This is a genomic window from Pseudomonas sp. DD1 (genome assembly GCF_044510355.1).
Lineage (GTDB): Bacteria > Pseudomonadota > Gammaproteobacteria > Pseudomonadales > Pseudomonadaceae > Aquipseudomonas > Aquipseudomonas shahriarae.
The window spans coordinates 325,630-342,051 of sequence record NZ_MSAJ01000022.1; the positions used below are offsets into that span (position 1 = coordinate 325,630).

At 62.3% G+C, this 16,422-nt stretch carries 17 protein-coding genes; 13 read left to right on the plus strand and 4 right to left on the minus strand.

Annotation, left to right across the window (positions count from 1 at the left end):
* Window positions 1-19: 19 nt before the first annotated feature.
* Complete coding sequence (gene pyrE / locus PSFL_RS14830) at window positions 20-664, minus strand: orotate phosphoribosyltransferase (protein ID WP_057444213.1); 645 nt, start codon at window positions 662-664, stop codon at window positions 20-22.
* A gap of 82 nt (window positions 665-746) precedes the next feature.
* Here pyrE and PSFL_RS14835 point away from each other — a divergent pair, with 82 nt between their 5' ends.
* Window positions 747-1,526 carry an exodeoxyribonuclease III gene (locus PSFL_RS14835; RefSeq protein WP_029289816.1) on the plus strand — a complete coding sequence of 260 codons (780 nt, stop codon included), beginning with the start codon at window positions 747-749 and terminating at the stop codon, window positions 1,524-1,526.
* Between the two features lie 58 nt (window positions 1,527-1,584).
* On the opposite strand, the gene PSFL_RS14840 is transcribed toward PSFL_RS14835, so the two are convergent.
* Both PSFL_RS14840 and rph read right to left on the minus strand, forming a co-directional pair.
* Window positions 1,585-1,953, minus strand: a complete 369-nt coding sequence (locus PSFL_RS14840) for a DUF4870 domain-containing protein (protein WP_057440508.1) — start codon at window positions 1,951-1,953, stop codon at window positions 1,585-1,587.
* 23 nt (window positions 1,954-1,976) lie between these two features.
* On the minus strand, window positions 1,977-2,699 hold the full coding sequence (rph, locus tag PSFL_RS14845; protein WP_057440509.1) for a ribonuclease PH: 723 nt from the start codon (window positions 2,697-2,699) through the stop codon (window positions 1,977-1,979).
* Window positions 2,700-2,932: 233 nt separating this feature from the next.
* Between rph and PSFL_RS14850 the strand changes: the two genes are divergently transcribed.
* From PSFL_RS14850 to PSFL_RS14875, 6 genes are all read left to right on the plus strand, one after another.
* On the plus strand, window positions 2,933-3,796 hold the full coding sequence (locus PSFL_RS14850; RefSeq protein WP_057440510.1) for a YicC/YloC family endoribonuclease: 864 nt from the start codon (window positions 2,933-2,935) through the stop codon (window positions 3,794-3,796).
* 10 nt (window positions 3,797-3,806) lie between these two features.
* Complete coding sequence (gene gmk, locus PSFL_RS14855; protein ID WP_057440511.1) at window positions 3,807-4,427, plus strand: guanylate kinase; 621 nt, start codon at window positions 3,807-3,809, stop codon at window positions 4,425-4,427.
* A gap of 167 nt (window positions 4,428-4,594) precedes the next feature.
* Window positions 4,595-4,858, plus strand: coding sequence for a DNA-directed RNA polymerase subunit omega (rpoZ, locus tag PSFL_RS14860; RefSeq protein WP_057440512.1), 264 nt, complete (start codon window positions 4,595-4,597; stop codon window positions 4,856-4,858).
* Window positions 4,859-4,918: 60 nt separating this feature from the next.
* Window positions 4,919-7,024, plus strand: a complete 2,106-nt coding sequence (spoT, locus tag PSFL_RS14865; RefSeq protein ID WP_032856810.1) for a bifunctional GTP diphosphokinase/guanosine-3',5'-bis pyrophosphate 3'-pyrophosphohydrolase — start codon at window positions 4,919-4,921, stop codon at window positions 7,022-7,024.
* 40 nt (window positions 7,025-7,064) lie between these two features.
* Window positions 7,065-7,445: a RidA family protein gene (locus tag PSFL_RS14870; RefSeq protein WP_025130815.1), complete on the plus strand. Its 381-nt coding sequence runs from the start codon at window positions 7,065-7,067 to the stop codon at window positions 7,443-7,445.
* A 55-nt stretch (window positions 7,446-7,500) separates the two neighbouring features.
* Window positions 7,501-8,244: a hypothetical protein gene (locus PSFL_RS14875; RefSeq protein WP_057961005.1), complete on the plus strand. Its 744-nt coding sequence runs from the start codon at window positions 7,501-7,503 to the stop codon at window positions 8,242-8,244.
* Between the two features lie 141 nt (window positions 8,245-8,385).
* On the opposite strand, the gene PSFL_RS14880 is transcribed toward PSFL_RS14875, so the two are convergent.
* Window positions 8,386-9,237, minus strand: coding sequence for an SDR family oxidoreductase (locus tag PSFL_RS14880; RefSeq protein WP_057440515.1), 852 nt, complete (start codon window positions 9,235-9,237; stop codon window positions 8,386-8,388).
* A 190-nt stretch (window positions 9,238-9,427) separates the two neighbouring features.
* On the opposite strand from PSFL_RS14880, the gene exbB reads away from it, so the two are divergent.
* The 6 genes from exbB (at window position 9,428) to PSFL_RS14910 (ending at window position 16,359) form a co-directional block, all read left to right on the plus strand.
* Entirely contained in the window at window positions 9,428-10,441 is a 1,014-nt protein-coding gene (gene exbB, locus PSFL_RS14885) for a tonB-system energizer ExbB (RefSeq protein WP_057440516.1), read from the plus strand.
* Window positions 10,442-10,447: 6 nt separating this feature from the next.
* Complete coding sequence (exbD, locus tag PSFL_RS14890) at window positions 10,448-10,873, plus strand: TonB system transport protein ExbD (protein WP_057961008.1); 426 nt, start codon at window positions 10,448-10,450, stop codon at window positions 10,871-10,873.
* A complete protein-coding gene (locus tag PSFL_RS14895; RefSeq protein WP_057440517.1) occupies window positions 10,870-11,616 on the plus strand; it encodes an energy transducer TonB in 747 nt (248 codons plus the stop codon). Before exbD ends, PSFL_RS14895 begins: the two co-directional genes overlap by 4 nt.
* 236 nt (window positions 11,617-11,852) lie before the next feature.
* Window positions 11,853-12,773 carry a hydrogen peroxide-inducible genes activator gene (locus PSFL_RS14900; protein ID WP_057444217.1) on the plus strand — a complete coding sequence of 307 codons (921 nt, stop codon included), beginning with the start codon at window positions 11,853-11,855 and terminating at the stop codon, window positions 12,771-12,773.
* An 8-nt stretch (window positions 12,774-12,781) separates the two neighbouring features.
* On the plus strand, window positions 12,782-14,857 hold the full coding sequence (recG, locus tag PSFL_RS14905) for an ATP-dependent DNA helicase RecG (RefSeq protein WP_057961010.1): 2,076 nt from the start codon (window positions 12,782-12,784) through the stop codon (window positions 14,855-14,857).
* 101 nt (window positions 14,858-14,958) lie between these two features.
* Window positions 14,959-16,359, plus strand: coding sequence for an aminoacyl-tRNA deacylase and HDOD domain-containing protein (locus PSFL_RS14910; protein ID WP_057440518.1), 1,401 nt, complete (start codon window positions 14,959-14,961; stop codon window positions 16,357-16,359).
* Window positions 16,360-16,422: the final 63 nt, after the last annotated feature.

Sequence of the window (16,422 nt, forward strand, 5' to 3'; positions counted from 1 at the left end):
AGGGTGGGTATCCCCTGTGTCAGACGCCAAACTGCTCGCGGTACGCACGCACTGCCGGCAGATGCTGCTTGAGCTGCGGGTCGTCTTCCAGGAACTGCAATACCTGGTTCAGCGACACGATGCTCACCACGGGAATCCCGAAGTCACGTTCCACTTCCTGGATCGCCGACAACTCACCGTTGCCGCGCTCCTGGCGGTTCAACGCGATCAGCACGCCCGCAGCCTTGGCGCCGTCCTGGGACGCAATGATCTGCATCACTTCACGAATCGCGGTACCGGCAGTGATCACGTCGTCGATGATCAGCACATCGCCGGTCAGCGGCGCGCCGACCAGGCTGCCGCCCTCACCGTGGGCCTTGGCTTCCTTGCGGTTGAAACACCACGGCAGATCGCGGTCGTGATGTTCAGCCAGGGCCACTGCGGTCGCGGCGGCCAACGGAATGCCTTTGTAGGCCGGGCCAAACAGCACGTCGAAGGCAATACCGCTTTCAACGATGGCGGCGGCGTAGAAACGCCCCAGTTGCGCCAGGGCAGAACCCGAGTTGAACAGGCCGGCATTGAAGAAGTATGGGCTGGTGCGCCCGGACTTGAGGGTGAACTCACCGAAGCGCAAAACCCCGCGATCGATGGCAAAACGAATGAAATCGCGTTGATACGCCTGCATGAAAAAAGCCTCAGATACCACGGATTTAGCTAAATAGGTAGACGGCGTGTATCATACACGCACGCGATTTTTGGGGCCATTTATGCGGATCATCAGTGTGAACGTTAATGGTATTCAGGCTGCAGTCGAGCGTGGTTTGCTCAGTTGGCTGCAAGCCCAGAATGCCGACGTCATCTGCCTGCAGGACACCCGCGCCTCCGCCTTTGAACTGGACGACCCAGCCTTCCAACTGGATGGCTACTTCCTTTATGCCTGTGATGCCGAAGTCCCTGCCCAAGGTGGCGTGGCTCTGTACTCACGGTTGCAACCCAAGGCGGTCATCAGCGGCCTCGGCTTCGAGACAGCCGATCGCTACGGGCGCTACCTGCAAGCCGATTTCGACAAAGTCAGTATTGCTACCTTGCTGCTCCCTTCGGGGATGAACGGCGATGAAGACTTGAACCAGAAGTTCAAGCTAATGGACGATTTCGCCCGTTATCTGGATAAACAGCGACGCAAACGCCGCGAGTACATTTATTGTGGCTCGCTGTACGTGGCGCAACAGAAGCTGGATATCAAGAACTGGCGCGACAGCCAGCAATCCCCGGGCTTCCTGGCGCCGGAACGGGCCTGGATGGACGAGATTGTCGGCAACATGGGGTATGTAGATGCCCTGCGAGAAGTCAGCCGCGAAGGCGACCAGTACAGCTGGTGGCCGGACAACGAACAGGCCGAGATGCTTAATCTGGGCTGGCGTTTTGACTACCAGTTGCTGACCCCCGGCCTGCGCCGGTTTGTCCGCAGCGCACGTCTGCCGCGTCAACCGCGCTTCTCGCAACATGCGCCGTTGATCGTGGACTACGACTGGACCTTGACCATCTGAGGTCAATATCCAGGTACAAAAAAACCGACATCGCTGTCGGTTTTTTTGTGGGCGATCATTATTTGATCAATCGCCAGGTGAGCGGGTAACGGTAGGCAATGCCTTTGTTGGCCTTGACCCCGCCAATGATGGTCAAGATCAGTGCGGCAATTACCAGCACCACCATTAACAGGAAACCGATCACCACGAACCCCAGGACAAAGCAGACCAGCCAGGCGATGGCCACGGTCAGCTGGAAGTTCAGCGCTTCCTTGCCCTGGTCGTCGATCAGCGGGTCCATGTCCTTCTTCACCTGCCACAGGATCAATGGCCCCAACACGCTACCAAAGGGGAACACCAGGCCCAGGAACGCCGCGAAGTGACAGAGCATCGCCCATTGGCGCACTTCCTTGTTCTGGGCTGACACGGGAAGCTGGTTGTCACTCATCGCGTTGCTCCTTGAGGCCGGTTTCAGTCAGCCAGTGCGGCGTTCTGCAGTTCGAAGATTTCGCTCATGCCTTTCTGGGCCAGGGCCAGCATGGCGTTCAGGTCTGCCGGCTGGAATGGCGCGCCTTCGGCGGTGCCCTGCACTTCGATGAACCCACCGGTGCTGGTCATGACCACGTTCAGGTCGGTCTCGGCAGCCGAGTCTTCCAGGTAGTCCAGGTCCAGCACCGGCTCGCCCTGGTACATGCCCACCGATACGGCGGCAATCATCTGCTTGAGCGGGTCGCCGCCTTTCAGGCCGCCGCGCTTCTTGATCACTTTCAGCGCATCGACCAGGGCCACCATGGCGCCAGTGATGGACGCGGTGCGGGTGCCGCCGTCGGCCTGGATCACGTCGCAGTCGACGTACAGGGTTACATCGCCCAGTTTAGTCATGTCCAGCGCAGCGCGCAGGGAACGGCCGATCAGACGCTGGATTTCCAGGGTACGACCGCCCTGCTTGCCACGGCTGGCTTCACGCTGGTTACGCTCGCCGGTGGCGCGCGGCAACATGCCGTACTCTGCAGTCAACCAACCCTGGCCCTGACCCTTGAGGAAACGCGGCACGCCATTCTCGACGCTGACGGTGCAGATGACCTTGGTATCGCCAAACTCGACCAGTACAGATCCCTCGGCGTGTTTGGTGTAGTTGCGGGTGATGCGGATCGAGCGGAGCTGATCGGCAGCGCGACCACTTGGACGTTTCATAGGGGATACCTGTACAGAGGACGAAAAACTGCCGAGCATTATAGAGCCGCAGGCCGCTTCTCGGCACTGCTAATAAATTCGGTAACGAATCGACACCCCCTGGCACCCTTTGTCACAGCCCGCATTTGGGGGCGCCCGCCCCGTTGCGCTACAATCCTGCGCCTTCGCAGCCAGTCGGCTTCAATCTACCCACCAGCCCGCCCGTTTGCGGGACTGCATCGCGAGGTACCTCCATGGTGCACAGCATGACTGCCTTTGCCCGCGTCGAAAAAGCCGGCGTCCAGGGCACCCTGAGCTGGGAATTGCGCTCGGTCAACAGCCGCTACCTGGAGCCGCACCTGCGCCTGCCCGAATCCTTCCGCGACCTTGAAGGCGCAGTGCGCGAGGCCCTGCGTGCCGGCATCTCCCGCGGCAAGCTGGAATGCACCCTGCGCTTTACCGAGGAAACCACCGGCAAGCCGCTGCAGGTTGACCGCGAACGCGCCGCGCAACTGGTCGCCGCCGCCGAGACCATCGCCAGCCTGATCAAACAGCCAGCGGCCCTGAACCCCCTGGAAGTGTTGGCCTGGCCTGGGGTGCTGGTGGCCGACGCCACTGACCCGCAAGCGCTGAACGCCGAAGCCCTGGCCCTGTTCAACCAGGGCCTCAAGGAGCTTAAAGCCGGCCGCGAGCGTGAAGGCGCCGAGCTGGCCCGCCTGATCAACGAACGCCTGACGGCCATCGAGGCCGACGTCGTGACCCTGCGCGAACTGGTGCCGCAGATGCTGGCCACCCAGCGTCAGAAAGTCCTCGACCGCTTCACCGACATGAAGGCCGACCTCGACCCGGTGCGCCTGGAGCAGGAAATGGTCCTGCTCGCACAAAAAAGCGACGTCGCCGAAGAACTCGACCGCCTGAGCACCCATATCCTGGAAGTGCGCCGCGTGCTCAAGTCGGCCGGTGCCGCCGGTCGGCGCCTGGACTTCCTGATGCAGGAACTCAACCGCGAAGCCAATACACTGGGCTCCAAAGCCTTCGATCCGCGCAGCACCACGGCTGCGGTCAACCTCAAAGTGTTGATCGAGCAAATGCGCGAACAAGTACAGAATATTGAGTAAGGCAACTCCCATGACCCACAGCACCGGCACCCTGTACATCATTTCCGCCCCCTCGGGCGCGGGCAAAAGCAGCCTGGTCAAGGCCCTGACCGACACCAACCCGGAGATCCGCGTATCGGTCTCCCACACCACTCGCGCCATGCGCCCGGGTGAGGTGAACGGCGTGAACTATCACTTCGTCGAACGCAGCGAATTCGTGAAAATGATCGAACACGGTGACTTCCTGGAGCGCGCCGAGGTGTTCGGCAACCTCTACGGCACGTCCCAGAGCCACTTGCAGCAGACCCTGGACGAAGGCCACGACCTGATCCTGGAAATCGACTGGCAGGGCGCCGAACAGGTGCGCCAATTGATGCCCAAGGCGCGCTCGATCTTTATCCTGCCGCCGTCCCTGGAGGCCTTGCACCAGCGCCTGACCAATCGCGGCCAGGACAGCGACCAGGTCATCGACGGCCGCATGCGCGAAGCCGTCAGTGAAATGAGCCACTATGTGGACTACGACTACCTGATCATCAACGACGATTTTTCCCACGCCCTGGACGACTTGAAGGCGATTTTCCGCGCCAATCAGCTCCAGCAAAAACGCCAACAGCAGCGTTTTGGCAAATTGTTGGCCGAACTGCTCGGTTGAATGGCTCTTCCCAAAACCGCTGCAAGGGCCTTACATTGGCACTTGTAGCGTGTTTGCCGGGGCCTGCAGAAAATCAGCGCTTCCCTAAACGCTGGTGATTTTTTAAACTGTTGAGTCCGCTCGCCCAACCGGGCAGCGCGCATCTTGCATTCGCTCCGAGGAATACCATGGCCCGCGTAACCGTTGAAGACTGCCTAGAACACGTGGATAACCGCTTTGAGCTGGTCATGCTCTCTACCAAGCGTGCCCGTCAATTGGCCACTGGCGGCAAAGAGCCACTACTCAATTGGGAAAATGACAAGCCTACCGTGATGGCCCTGCGCGAAATCGCTGCCGGCGTGATGAGCTATGAATACATTGCCAGCGCTGAAATCGTTGAAGACGAACCGCTGTTTGCAGCGTTCGAGGACGAGTCCAACGAGGCCGTCTAAGCCTATGCCTGGTCGACGTAGCACGGCGCGGGGTCACAGCCTTCGGCAGGAGTTAACACTTTGCCGAGCATAGACGCCCTCGCCGATCGCTTATCGACCTACCTCGGCACCGACCAGGTCAACCTGGTCCGCCGAGCGTATTTCTACGCCGAACAAGCCCACGACGGCCAACGCCGCCGCAGCGGCGAGGCATATGTCACCCATCCTCTTGCGGTGGCCAATATTCTTGCCGACATGCACATGGACCATCAGAGCCTGATGGCCGCGATGCTGCATGACGTGATCGAAGACACCGGCATTGCCAAGGAAGCGCTCAGTGCGCAATTTGGCGAAACCGTGGCCGACCTGGTCGACGGAGTCAGCAAGCTGACCCAGATGAACTTCGAGACCAAGGCCGAGGCCCAGGCGGAAAACTTCCAGAAGATGGCCATGGCCATGGCCCGGGACATCCGGGTGATTCTGGTCAAGCTGGCCGACCGGCTGCACAACATGCGCACGCTGGAAGTGCTGTCCGGTGAGAAACGCCGGCGCATTGCCAAGGAAACCCTGGAAATCTACGCGCCCATCGCCAACCGGCTGGGCATGCATGCCATTCGTATCGAATTCGAAGACCTGGGTTTCAAGGCGATGCACCCGATGCGCTCAGCGCGCATCTACCAGGCGGTCAAGCGCGCCCGGGGCAATCGCAAGGAAATCGTCAACAAGATCGAAGAGTCCCTGAGCCATTGCCTGGCAATCGACGAGATTGAAGGCGAAGTCAGCGGGCGGCAGAAGCATATCTACGGCATCTACAAGAAGATGCGCGGCAAGCGCCGGGCCTTCAACGAGATCATGGACGTGTATGCGTTCCGGATCATCGTCGACAAGGTCGATACCTGCTACCGCGTGCTGGGCGCTGTACATAATTTGTACAAACCCCTGCCAGGCCGCTTCAAGGACTACATCGCCATCCCCAAAGCCAACGGCTATCAGTCGCTGCATACCACGCTGTTCGGTATGCATGGGGTGCCGATCGAGATCCAGATCCGCACCCGGGAAATGGAAGAGATGGCCAACAACGGCATCGCCGCCCATTGGCTGTACAAATCCAGCGGCGACGAGCAGCCCAAAGGCACCCATGCCCGCGCCCGCCAGTGGGTCAAGGGCGTGCTGGAAATGCAGCAACGTGCTGGCAACTCCCTGGAATTCATCGAAAGCGTGAAGATCGACCTGTTCCCGGACGAGGTCTACGTGTTCACGCCAAAAGGCCGGATCATGGAGCTGCCCAAGGGCTCCACGGCGGTCGACTTTGCCTACGCAGTGCACACCGACGTCGGCAACAGTTGCATCGCCTGCCGGATCAACCGCCGCCTGGCCCCGCTGTCGGAACCGCTGCAAAGCGGCTCCACCGTGGAGATCGTCAGCGCGCCGGGGGCCCGGCCGAACCCGGCCTGGCTCAACTTCGTAGTCACCGGCAAGGCCCGCACCCATATCCGCCACGCCCTGAAGCTGCAACGCCGCTCCGAGTCCATCAGCCTGGGCGAACGCCTGCTGAACAAGGTGCTCAACGGTTTCGACAGTTCCTTGGAGAAGATCCCCGCCGAGCGCGTGCAGGCGATCCTCCACGAGTACCGCCAGGAAACCATCGAGGACTTGCTCGAAGACATCGGCCTGGGCAATCGCATGGCCTACGTGGTCGCCCGCCGCCTGCTCGGCGAGGGCGAGCAACTGCCGAGCCCCGAAGGCCCGCTGGCCATTCGCGGCACCGAAGGCCTGGTGCTGAGCTACGCCAAATGCTGCACACCGATCCCGGGCGACCCGATTGTCGGCCACCTGTCCGCCGGCAAAGGCATGGTCGTGCACCTCGACAACTGCCGCAATATCAGCGAAATACGCCACAACCCGGAAAAATGCATCCAGCTGTCCTGGGCCAAGGATGTGACCGGCGAATTCAACGTCGAGTTGCGGGTCGAGCTGGAGCATCAGCGCGGCCTGATCGCCTTGCTGGCCAGCAGCGTCAACGCCGCCGACGGCAATATCGAAAAAATCAGCATGGACGAACGTGATGGTCGCATCAGCGTGGTCCAACTGGTGGTCAGCGTGCACGACCGTGTACACCTGGCCCGCGTGATCAAGAAACTGCGTGCCCTGACTGGGGTTATCCGCATCACTCGCATGCGCGCATAACGCCTCCCCCCTATAGCCCGGACATTACAAGGAGTCATTTATGACCAAGACTGTTATCACCAGCGACAAGGCACCTGCTGCCATCGGTACTTATTCCCAGGCGATCAAGGCGGGCAACACCGTCTACATGTCCGGCCAGATCCCTCTGGACCCAAAGACCATGGAGCTGGTTGAAGGCTTCGAAGCCCAGACCGTACAAGTCTTCGAAAACCTCAAGTCGGTAGCCGAAGCCGCAGGCGGTTCGTTCAAGGACATCGTCAAGCTGAACATCTTCCTCACCGACCTGAGCCACTTCGCCAAGGTCAACGAGATCATGGGCAAGTACTTCGAACAACCCTACCCAGCCCGCGCCGCCATTGGCGTTGCCGCCCTTCCCAAGGGCTCCCAGGTTGAGATGGACGCGATTCTGGTCATCGAGTAATACATTCGGCGCAACCCACAGGGTTGCGCCGACTTCGTTTTAAAAGGATTTCATAATGCGCAAAGCGCTCGTTGCCTCCACGCTGCTCGCCCTGTTCCTTGGCGGCTGTGCCAGCAATCCTGCCACCCGGGATGTGAGCGGCACCTGGATCAACCAGGTCGCCATTGATGCGGCGTCCAAGGGCGGCCCTTTGCGCGAAGCCCTGCAAGCCTACGGTCCGAACCTCGAATGGGAGGTCAACACCAAGGCCAACCAGGCACGCTACTTCAATGGCTTTGAACGCCCCGAAGGCACCCTGGCCGGGGAAAAGTCCGGCACCTGGAACGTTGATTTCTACGGTAGCTCGACCACCGAACTCAAGCGCAAGGGCAAACAGCTGCTGCAAGTGGCCAACGACAACGAGCCCGAACAGCTGTTTGACCGCCCCAAGGACCCTGCCCCCGAAGGCGCGCCCCTGGGCGCCAACTTCGAACGGGCGCTGTACTCGGCCTATATGGGCGGCAGCTGGAAAATCACCAGCGGCAGCGGCTTGGGCGCCACCGTGCAGTTCCAGGCCAACGGCCAAGTAAGCGGGCTGCCGGGCGCCGAGCAGTACTCACTGTGCCTGGCGGGCGATTGCGCCTCCATGAGCGGTGGCTACGACAGCATCTGGCTGCAACAAGGCGGCCAGGGCAACCCGTGGATCTTCAGTCGCAATGACAAGCAGTTGGAGATTTTCCAGGCGATCAATACCTCCCAGGCCGACGAAGTCCCTTCGTTTACCCCCGGGCCACGCCAGTGGTTGCTGGAAAAGCAGTAACCTCAATGTGGGAGCGGGCTTGCGTGGGAGCCGGGCTTGCCCGCGATGCAGGCACCTCGGAGTGTCAGTGACACCGAGGTGATGCTGTCATAGCGATCCGACAAGCCAGCTCCCACACAAGCCGGTGCCTAGCAGGAAAGGTCAGCCTTTGAGGATAGCGGCGTAGCCTTCGCGATAACTCGGATAGGTTGGCGTCCAGCCCAGCGCCTTGGCCCGCGCATTGCTGCACTGCTTGCTGCCCGCGCGCCGCACGCTGGCGTCTTCGGCCCACTCGGTCACCCCAAGGTACTCACGCAGCCAGCCCACAACCTCAGCCAGCGGCGCCGGCGCGTCGTCGACGCCGATATAGACCTTGTCCAACGAACCGCCCTGCTCTACATGTTGCAGCAGAAACGCCAACAACCCTGCCGCATCATCAACATGTATCCGGTTGCCGTACAAAGGCGGCTCCACCGCCACGCGATAGCCCTGGCGCACCTGGCTCAACAACCATTCACGCCCCGGCCCGTAGATACCGGTCAAGCGCACAGTCGTGGCCGGGATGCCGCTGTCGAATGCCACTTGCTCGGCTTCCAGCATCACCTGCCCGGAATAGCCAAGGGCCTGGGTAGGCGACGTCTCATCGACCCATTCGCCATTTTGCTGCCCATAGACACTGCTGCTGGACACAAACACAAGCTGCTTGGGCTGCTGGCCATAGTCGTCGAGCCATTCCAGCACATGCTGCAAGCCTTCGACATAGGCCTTGCGATAGCCCGCTTCGTCATGGTCGGTGGCGGCTGCGCAGTACACCAGGTAGTCCACACCGCCGATCGGCCAGGTGTCGGGACAATCCTTTTTGAACAGGTCGCCGGCAATCCCGATCACCCCTTCGGGCAGGCGCGAGACATTACGCCGCAGGCCATGCACCTCCCATCCGGCAGCCAGCAATTGACTAGCCAGCCGACTACCTACATCACCACAACCGGCAATCACCACAGAAGGCGCAGACATCACAAAACTCCGTTCTCAAAGGTCTAGATTAGCCCTCGCAGGTGACCAGCGGCCAGAAAAAGCACAAATAAAGATACTGTATTACTTCTGTTAACAAGAATTACTTGCAATAATAACCGCCCATTTGTCCTCGACCCTTTATGCGGTCTGGCAGGGCAAGCCCTTATTTTTTCTATCAGGTCCGGCCAGCATGACACGCAATAACCTCCCCGCTTCGCCAACCAAGCCTCACAGCCCGTCCCGCGTCTGGCGCGCGATAACTGCGTTGCTGTTCAGCGTCCTGCTGGCACCGACCGCCGCGCTCGCCGATGCCACGGCACCGGCCACTCCGCCTGCCGCTACTGCGCCAGCCCCGGCCGCGGCCCCCGCACCAGAGCAAAATGCCGCAGCACCCGGTGCTCCAACTGTCGCTCCTGCGGCCACCGACCCGGCTGCCGCCGAAGGCGTAGCCCCGCAAGATGAAACCGGCGTGGTTCTGGAAGAAGACAACACCCTGGGCATGGCTCACGACCTGTCGCCTTGGGGCATGTATCAGAACGCTGACATCATCGTGAAGATCGTGATGATCGGCCTGGCCATCGCCTCGATCATCACCTGGACCATCTGGATTGCCAAAGGCTTCGAGCTGCTGGGCGCCAAACGCCGCCTGCGCACGGAAATCGCCAACCTGAAAAAAGCCACCACCCTTAAAGAAGCCAGCGAAAGCGCGGCCATCAAGGGCACCCTGGCGCACCTGCTGGTACACGACGCACTGGAAGAAATGCGTCTGTCGGCCAACACCCGCGAAAAGGAAGGCATCAAGGAACGCGTGAGCTTCCGCCTGGAGCGCCTGGTGGCAGCCTGCGGTCGCAACATGAGCAACGGCACCGGCGTGCTGGCGACCATCGGTTCCACCGCGCCGTTCGTCGGTCTGTTCGGTACCGTGTGGGGCATCATGAACAGCTTCATCGGCATCGCCAAGACCCAGACCACCAACCTCGCCGTCGTTGCCCCCGGCATCGCCGAAGCCCTGCTGGCAACTGCCCTGGGCCTGGTCGCCGCAATACCGGCGGTGGTGATCTACAACGTGTTCGCCCGTTCGATCGCCGGCTACAAGGCCCAGGTGTCGGACGCTTCGGCAGAAGTCCTGTTGCTGGTCAGCCGCGACCTCGATCACCTGCCTACCGAGCGCAGCTCGCAACCGCACATGGTGAAAGTGGGGTAATCGGCCATGGGCCTGCATTTGAATCAAGGCGACGACGAGCTCGTCGAGAACCACGAAATCAACGTCACGCCGTTTATCGACGTGATGCTGGTGCTGCTGATCATCTTCATGGTGGCAGCCCCCTTGGCCACGGTGGATATCAAGGTCGACCTCCCCGCCTCCAGCGCGAAACCCGCGCCCCGGCCGGAGAAACCGGTGTTCCTCAGCGTCAAGGCTGACCAGCGTCTGTTCCTGGGCGAAGACGAAGTCAAACCCGAAACCCTCGGTGCGGTGCTCGACGCCCGGACCCAGGGCAAGAAAGACACGACGATCTTCTTCCAGGCCGACAAGGGCGTGGACTACGGCGACCTGATGAGCGTGATGGATGCCCTGCGGGCAGCCGGCTACCTCAAGGTCGGTCTGGTCGGACTTGAGACGGCAGCCAAGAAATGATCACGACGCGCCACAAACTGACGCGTTATGGCACCAGCCTCGCCGTCGTGCTGGGCGTCCACGCCGTCGCGATCATCCTCGCGCTCCAGTGGTCGGCGCCACAGATGGTGCAGTTGCCACCGGCTGCCATGGTCATCGACCTGGCGCCGATGCCAGCCCCACCCCCTCCGGCCCCGCCGAAGGTGGTGACGCCACCGCAACCGCCGGCACCGGTGGAAGAGTTGCCCTTGCCGAAACTGGCCGAGGCACCCAAGCCCACGATTTCCGTGCCCAAGCCGGTCAAGCCAAAGCCTAAGCCGCAGCCGCCCAAGCCTGAGAAAAAGGTCGAGCAGCCCAAGGAGAAACCCTCCGAGGATCCGCCGAGCGAAACCCCTCAGAACAACGCGCCTTCGGAGAAATCCGCGCAGCCGCAACCCGGCCCTTCGCCGGCACAGATCGCGGCCAAGGCCACCTGGCAAAGCACGCTGCTCGGTCACCTGGCGAAGTACAAGAAGTACCCGCCTGGCGCCCAGGCCCGTGGCAAGGAAGGCTTGAACCGCTTGCGGTTCGTGGTGGATGCCGAAGGCAAGGTGCTGTCCTATGAGCTGGTGGGCCGCTCCGGCAACGCCGACCTGGACCGCGCCACCCTGGAGATGATCCGTCGCGCCCAACCGCTGCCCAAGCCTCCGGCCGAGATGTTGACCAATGGCAGCATCGAAATCGTTGCGCCGTTTGTCTACAACATCGAGAAGCGCCGCCGCTAACCCCTGGGGGAGCGGGCTTGTGTGGGAGCGGGCTTGCCCGCGATGACGGTGTAACAGTCAACATCCACAGTGACTGACACACCGCCATCGCGAACAAGCCCGCCCCCACACAAAACGGCCAACGCCATTAAGCAAAATCCCCCGCACAAACCGCTCAATCCCCAATCAAGCTCTGATAACGTGCGTCTATCGTTTGCAGCCGGTATGCTTGGCCCGCAACCTCATGGACGCCCGCTATGACTCTTACAGAATTACGCTACATCGTGACCCTCGCCCAAGAGCAACACTTCGGCCATGCAGCCGAACGTTGCCATGTCAGCCAGCCGACGCTGTCGGTGGGCGTGAAAAAGCTTGAAGACGAACTCGGTGTGCTGATTTTCGAGCGCAGCAAAAGCGCCGTGCGCCTCACCCCGGTAGGCGAAGGCATTGTTGCCCAGGCGCAGAAGGTGCTGGAGCAGGCCCAGAGCATTCGTGAGCTGGCCCAGGCCGGCAAGAACCAGCTGACCGCCCCGCTGAAAGTCGGCGCGATCTATACCGTCGGCCCGTACCTGTTCCCGCACCTGATCCCGCAACTGCACCGCGTCGCGCCGCAGATGCCGCTGTATATCGAAGAAAACTTCACCCACGTACTGCGCGACAAACTGCGCAACGGTGAGTTGGACGCGATCATCATCGCCCTGCCTTTCAACGAAGCCGACGTGCTGACATTGCCGCTCTACGACGAGCCGTTCTATGTATTGATGCCGGCCTCGCACCCATGGACGCAAAAAGACACGATTGACGCCAGCCTGCTCAACGACAAGAGCCTGCTGCTGCTCGGTGAAGGCCATTGCTTCCGCGACCAGGTGCTGGAAGCCTGCCCGACCCTGACCAAGGGCAACGACGGCGCCAAGCACACCACCGTGGAGTCCAGCTCCCTGGAGACCATTCGCCATATGGTGGCATCCGGCCTGGGCATCTCGATCCTGCCGCTGTCGGCCGTCGACAGTCACCACTACGCGGCCGGCGTGATTGAAGTGCGTCCGCTCACCCCGCCCGTGCCGTTCCGTACCGTGGCGATTGCCTGGCGCGCCAGTTTCCCGCGCCCGAAAGCGATTGATATCCTCGCCGACTCGATCCGCCTGTGCTCGGTGGCCAAGCCGCCTGCCGCGAGCTAAGTACGTGTATGACTGAGCTGTCGCAGGTGTCGGTGACGGCACTCAAGGGTGTCGGTGAAGCCATGGCCGAGAAACTGGCCAAGGTCGGCCTGGAGAACCTCCAGGACGTGTTGTTTCACCTGCCCCTGCGTTACCAGGACCGCACCCGCGTAGTGCCCATCGGCCATCTGCGCCCTGGGCAGGATGCCGTGGTCGAAGGCACCGTCAGCGGTGCCGATGTGGTGATGGGCAAGCGCCGCAGCCTGGTGGTGCGCCTGCAGGACGGTACCGGCGGCCTGAGCCTGCGCTTCTACCATTTCAGCAACGCGCAAAAGGAAGGCCTCAAGCGCGGCACCCGTGTGCGCTGCTACGGTGAAGCGCGGCCGGGCGCGTCGGGCCTGGAAATCTACCACCCGGAATACCGCGCCATTACCGGCGACGAACCCCCGCCGGTAGACACCACTCTCACCCCCATCTACCCGCTCACCGAAGGCCTGACGCAACAACGCCTGCGCCAGCTGTGCATGCAGACCCTGACCCTGCTCGGCCCCCAAAGCCTGCCCGACTGGCTGCCGCAAGAGCTGGCCCGCGACTACCAGTTGGCGCCCCTGGCCGACGCGATTCGCTACCTGCATCACCCGCCGGCCGATGCCGATGTCGATGAGTTGGCCCTGGGTCATCACTGGGCCCAGCATCGCCTGGCCTTTGAAGAGTTGCTGACCCACCAACTGTCCCAGCAGCGCCTGCGCGAAAGCATGCGCTCCCTGCGGGCGCCGGCGATGCCCAAGGCCACGCGCCTGCCCGCGCAGTACCTGGCCAACCTGGGCTTTGCACCGACTGGCGCGCAGCAACGCGTAGGCAATGAAATCGCCTACGACCTGAGCCAGAAAGAACCAATGCTGCGCCTGATCCAGGGCGATGTTGGCGCCGGCAAGACCGTGGTCGCCGCCCTGGCCGCGCTGCAGGCCCTGGAGGCCGGTTATCAGGTGGCCCTGATGGCACCGACCGAGATCCTCGCCGAGCAGCACTTCATCACCTTCAAGCGCTGGCTCGAACCCCTGGGCCTGGAAGTGGCGTGGCTGGCGGGCAAGCTCAAGGGCAAGAACCGCACGGCCGCCCTGGAACAGATCGCCGCCGGCGCACCGATGGTGGTGGGTACCCACGCGCTGTTCCAGGACGAAGTTAAATTCAAGAACCTGGCCCTGGTGATCATCGACGAACAGCACCGTTTCGGCGTGCAACAACGCCTGGCGCTGCGCGAAAAGGGCGTGGGCGGGCGGATGAACCCGCACCAGTTGATCATGACCGCCACGCCGATCCCGCGCACGCTGGCCATGAGTGCCTACGCCGATCTCGACACCTCGATCCTCGACGAGCTGCCGCCGGGCCGAACGCCGGTCAACACGGTCCTGGTCACCGACACCCGACGGGTCGAAGTGATCGAACGGGTGCGCGGCGCCTGTGCCGAAGGGCGCCAGGCGTATTGGGTATGCACGCTGATCGAAGAGTCCGAAGAGCTGACCTGCCAGGCCGCTGAAACCACCTATGAAGACCTCACCAGCGCCTTGGGCGAGCTCAAGGTCGGGCTGATTCACGGGCGCATGAAGCCTGCGGAAAAAGCCGCGGTGATGGCCGAGTTCAAGGCCGGCAACCTGCAATTGCTGGTGGCCACCACGGTGATCGAAGTCGGCGTGGACGTGCCCAACGCCAGCCTGATGATCATCGAAAACCCCGAACGCCTGGGCCTGGCACAGTTACACCAGCTGCGCGGCCGGGTCGGCCGGGGCAGTGCCGCCAGCCACTGCGTGCTGCTCTACCATCCGCCGCTGTCGCAGATTGGTCGCCAGCGCCTGGGGATCATGCGCGAGACCAACGATGGCTTCGTGATCGCCGAAAAAGACCTGGAACTGCGCGGTCCCGGCGAAATGCTCGGCACCCGCCAGACCGGCCTGCTGCAATTCAAGGTGGCCGACCTGATGCGCGATGCCGACCTGCTACCCGCCGTGCGCGATGCGGCCCAGGCCCTGCTGGAGCGCTGGCCGCACCACGTCAGCCCGCTGCTGGATCGCTGGCTGCGCCACGGCCAGCAATACGGCCAGGTCTGACAGACCGCCAATAGCCGACACCATCACAAACCGCAGTTAGACACCCCCGGCCGGACCAAGCTGGTTATACTCCAAGCAAATGTAGAAAATTGGATCCGGCCATGTCAGAAGTTGCCCACGCCACAGCCCCGCCGACCGCACCCCCGGTCATTCGGGACTTGCTCGCAAAACTCGCCGTCAACTACACGGAAGTCACCGACCACCCCGGCCTGAACCCGGCCCGAAAGGTTCAAGCGGTGCTGCTCGATGACGCGGTGGGCGCCCTGATGGTGCTGTTTCCCCAGAGCCAGTTGCTGGATCTCAATCGCCTCACCGAACTGACCGGCCGCAACCTGACCGCTGTCGCGCCGGAGCGCCTGGATCGCATGCTCGGCAAACACAGCCTGAGCCTGCTGCCCGGCCTGCCGCCGCTGACCAGCTCGCCTTGCCTGTACGAAGAAAGCCTGCTGCGCGAGCCGACCTTGCTGGTGCACTCGGGCGAAGCCACCGTGCTGCTGGAAATCGCCAGCGACGACTTCAAGCGCCTGCTGAACAAAGCCAGTGCCGCCAACTTCGGCGAACCCCTGAGCCGCATCCTGCCCAACTTCGACCGTCCCAACGACGACCGCGACGAAATTACCCAGGCGATGCAGGCGTTTACCGCGCGCCGCATCCAGCAACGCCTGGAAGCCACCATTGAAATTCCACCGCTGGCCGATACCGCGCAGAAGATCATCAAGCTGCGGGTCGATCCCAACGCAACCATCGACGACATCACCGGCGTGGTCGAGACCGACCCGGCCCTGGCCGCGCAAGTAGTGAGCTGGGCGGCCTCGCCGTACTACGCCTCACCGGGCAAGATCCGTTCGGTAGAAGACGCAATTGTGCGTGTGCTGGGCTTCGACCTGGTGATCAACCTGGCCCTGGGCCTGGCGCTGGGCAAGACCTTGAGCCTGCCCAAGGACCATCCGCAACAGGCCACGCCCTACTGGCACCAGTCGATCTACACCGCCGCGGTGATCGAGGGCCTGACCCGCGCCATGCCCCGCGCCCAGCGCCCGGAAGCCGGCCTGACCTACCTGGCGGGCCTGCTGCACAACTTTGGCTACCTGTTGCTGGCCCACGTCTTCCCGCCGCACTTCTCGCTGATCTGCCGGCACCTGGAGGTCAACCCGCACCTGTGCCACAGCTATGTCGAGCAGCACTTGCTGGGCATCAGCCGCGAGCAGATCGGCGCCTGGCTGATGCGTTACTGGGATATGCCGCAAGAGCTGTCCACGGCCCTGCGCTTCCAGCATGACCCGAGCTACGACGGCCAATACGCCGAATACCCGAACCTGGTATGCCTGGCCGTGCGCTTGCTGCGCGGGCGTGGGATTGGCTCCGGGCCTGAGGCCGAGATTCCGGACGAACTGCTGGAGCGCCTGGGCCTGAGCCGCGACAAGGCCGAGGAGGTGGTGAGCAAGGTGCTGGATGCCGAGGTGTTGTTGCGCGAACTGGCGTCGCAGTTCAGCCAGGGCTGAAGCCGGCGCCTGCTGTACCGCTATCGCAGGCACGCCAGCTCCCACAGTTGACCGGGTTCCAAC